This is a genomic window from Oleiphilus sp. HI0123, from assembly GCF_001635315.1.
This window is the reverse complement of the sequence record NZ_LWGE01001434.1, coordinates 1-2,981: the sequence shown is the minus strand read 5'-3', so window position 1 is coordinate 2,981 and position 2,981 is coordinate 1. Positions and strand designations below refer to the sequence as shown.

The 2,981-nt window shown below is 43.7% G+C and carries 3 protein-coding genes and 1 pseudogene; 1 reads left to right on the top strand and 3 read right to left on the bottom strand.

Translation table 11 applies throughout. From position 1 onward, the window contains the following. The first annotated feature begins 88 nt into the window (after window positions 1-88). Window positions 89-433: a hypothetical protein gene (locus A3761_RS18645; RefSeq protein WP_068509224.1), complete on the top strand. Its 345-nt coding sequence runs from the start codon at window positions 89-91 to the stop codon at window positions 431-433. A gap of 136 nt (window positions 434-569) precedes the next feature. Here the strand turns inward: A3761_RS18645 and A3761_RS18640 are convergent, their stop codons facing one another. The 3 genes and pseudogenes from A3761_RS18640 to A3761_RS18630 form a co-directional block, all read right to left on the bottom strand. Further along, window positions 570-1,526: an alpha/beta fold hydrolase gene (locus tag A3761_RS18640; RefSeq protein WP_082865344.1), complete on the bottom strand. Its 957-nt coding sequence runs from the start codon at window positions 1,524-1,526 to the stop codon at window positions 570-572. A 149-nt stretch (window positions 1,527-1,675) separates the two neighbouring features. Further along, window positions 1,676-2,581, bottom strand: coding sequence for an agmatinase (gene speB, locus A3761_RS18635; protein WP_068509222.1), 906 nt, complete (start codon window positions 2,579-2,581; stop codon window positions 1,676-1,678). Between the two features lie 12 nt (window positions 2,582-2,593). Continuing rightward, window positions 2,594-2,981 (bottom strand): annotated as a pseudogene (locus tag A3761_RS18630) (carboxynorspermidine decarboxylase); the annotation flags it as partial.

Below are 2,981 nucleotides of genomic sequence, written 5' to 3'. Positions count from 1 at the left end.
TTTATCAGCGTATCGTTGGTGGTGAATTAAGAATTTGTGGAAATTAAATCCACAGCGCTGAGATACTTACAGAGAAAAGGATACTATCATGGGCACTATCAAATCTTACCAAGAGCAAGTTCAAGACATCGTTGAAAAAGCAATCGCTACTGTTGAAGAGCAGCACAAAGCACTTGCAGCTGCATCTTTCGAGTACATCGAAAAGCTATACAAGCTAGACACTGTAAAAGCTAAGCACGACGAAGTTTCTGACATCGCTTATAGCAAAGCACGTGAAGTAAACAAGATCGTTGCTGACTACGCTTCAGACATCATCTCTAAAATCGAGAAAGAAGAAGCAGCTCCAGCAAAGAAGGCACCAGCTAAAAAAGCAGCAGCTAAAAAAGCACCAGCTAAAAAAGCAGCACCAAAGAAAGAAGCTGAAACAGCTTAGCTTACTCTAGAGTTTTAAAAACAACGCTGCTATACCAACCCCTTTAGCAGCGAAGTTTCACCCGCCCTGTTTATCAGATACTAATCTAATTAAACTTGGTGGGTATTTTTTTGCCTCAAAATCCAGGCAGCAAATTTCAACGCTGCTTTGCAAGATGGCCAAGAATATGGCGAGATAACTCTTCGTATTTTTCTTGAATAACCCAGTGGCCCGCTTCCATCTCAATAACCTCATACTCAGCACTAACCAAGTCACGCGTACCCACAACCCCCGAGCGCTTTAACGCTACATCCTGATTACCCCATATAAAAGTCGTTGGTACATCAACTTGTCCAATGTTTAAACCGACATCAAATGCTGGAAAGTTTGCGCGATACCAGTTTAAAGCGCTCGTTAGTGCATGCTCTTGTTTGAGGATATTTAAGTAGTGTTCAGTTTCTGCATCCTCATGACTAGTCCAAACAGCTCGCAATTTTTCATAATCATTTTGAGCTAAGACATATTCGGGTATGGTCTTTTTCTGAAAGAAGCGAATATAGTCACTTGATTCGTATTGATCCGGATCTTCTCTGTAGGCCTTTCCGAAAGAATCAATATGAGGCACTGAAATAGCCACATAACTGATCACACGATCGGGATAGTCAGCCGCGAGCTTCCAACCCACACCAGCACCCCAATCATGGCCCACTAAGTGAAATTTCTTTATCCCTAGATTATCAGCAATCTGTAACACATCAGAAACCAGGTAATCTAATTCATACGACTTAAGCTCGCCAGGTCTAGCGTCTGAACTATAGCCACGCTGGTTGGGGGCAATAGCGTAGTAATCTTTGGTCGCAAGCTCATCCATAAGCTTATCCCACATAACCGCAGACTCAGGAAAGCCATGAAGTAATATAACCGGCGTATTTACCTTATCGCCACGAACATTTACCGAGAATTTCATGCCATTGGCATCGACTGTTAAATAGCCTTCAGGGTCCCACTTTGGCAGGTCACCTTTAGCAAGGCGCTTTACATACAAGAAGCTTACACTGACAACACATATCAGCAGACCCAAAACAGTTAGCGCGGCTTTTTTTCTAATTCTCATAATCAACCTATCTTAAGGAACTCATATAACCTTACCCACAAAGAACAAACACTCTGTGAGATGGACATTTATTTGGTCAGTTAGAGTAATGCCAATTCAGACTTAAAGAGAGCCACAATAATGAGAAATGAATCTTACCGGTGGGTAAATTACCTAGATTGAAGCCTTTCAATAATGCCCATCATTTTATATGTCAGGAGTGCTGCCGAAAATTCGTAAGCATGAAAGCCTTTGATTGGTGCGAACTCGGTAATATCGAAACCGATGATTTCGCATTGTTTTGCGACTGACTCAAATAAGGACAATGTTTGATACCAGCCAAGCCCACCTGGCACGGGCGTGCCTGTTGAGGGAAATACGGAAGGGTCCATGCCATCAATGTCTAGCGTAAAGAACACTTTGCTCGGGAAGTTATCAGGCAAATCTATTTTTTGGATATTTTGGGGCACTAAAATGTCCGCATCGATATGACGTACACCGTGTGCTTTGCGAGTCCGCATTTCTTCTTCGCAGTACGCGCGAATACCCAGCTGAAATAAAGGGACACCCAAATCAACGATGCGTTTCATTACGGAGGCGTGGCTATACGGGTTGCCTTCGTACGCTTCGCGCAAGTCGGCATGGGCATCGATTTGCACCACACCAAAGTCATCTATGCCAGCATCCAGAAGCCCTTTAATAATGCCATAGGTCACCGTATGTTCGCCGCCTAAGCCAATAGGGAAACCACCGCGCTCAATTATATTTGTTGTGGCAAGTGCGATGTTTGCAATGACTTGCTCTGCACTTCCTGCCATGTCGACAGGAGGGTGAGTATAAATACCTTTCGTACTAGGATTACTTGTACCGTCCCAAGTTTCAAGCTGCCAGGAAGCTTCTAAAATAGCCGCTGGACCTAAGCCTGTGCCGCCGCCGTAAGAAACAGACTCCTCATAGGGTATGGGCAAAATATGAAAAAAGGCGTCTTCAGGTTTAGGGTGTTTAAACTCTGAACCTAAAAAAATGGGATAGCCAGGCGCTGCGAGTTGGTCAAATTCGTTTGTGTCTAAATCCATGCTCTATGCCCCTTATGATAAACGGNTTTTGAAGTCGTCATAGCCGAACTCTTTGACTATTCGAAGCGTATCAGTTTCTGAATTCCAGATCGCGATAGCCGGTAAACCAATGCCATTAAAGGTATTGGTTTTGACCATGGTGTAATGTGTCATGTCGTCAAACATCAGTCTTTGGCCAATGCTTAAGGGCTCTTGAAAACTGTAATCGCCCATGACGTCACCCGCTAAACAAGTCTGCCCGCCTAAACGATAGTTATAAGTAAATTCATCACTTGCTCCGGCACCAAAAATATCAGCTCGATAAGGCATTTCAATTGTATCAGGCATATGACAGGTGGCAGAGGTGTCCAGAATCGCAAGATCAACAGTATTGTAGGTAAGGTCTAGTACCTCTGATACT

Bases quoted from the DNA above. Each gene is read 5' to 3' on its own strand.
- A3761_RS18645 (WP_068509224.1), top strand. From the start codon at position 89: ATGGGCACTATCAAATCTTACCAAGAGCAAGTTCAAGACATCGTTGAA.
- A3761_RS18640 (WP_082865344.1), bottom strand. From the start codon at position 1,526: ATGAGAATTAGAAAAAAAGCCGCGCTAACTGTTTTGGGTCTGCTGATA.
- speB (WP_068509222.1), bottom strand. From the start codon at position 2,581: ATGGATTTAGACACAAACGAATTTGACCAACTCGCAGCGCCTGGCTAT.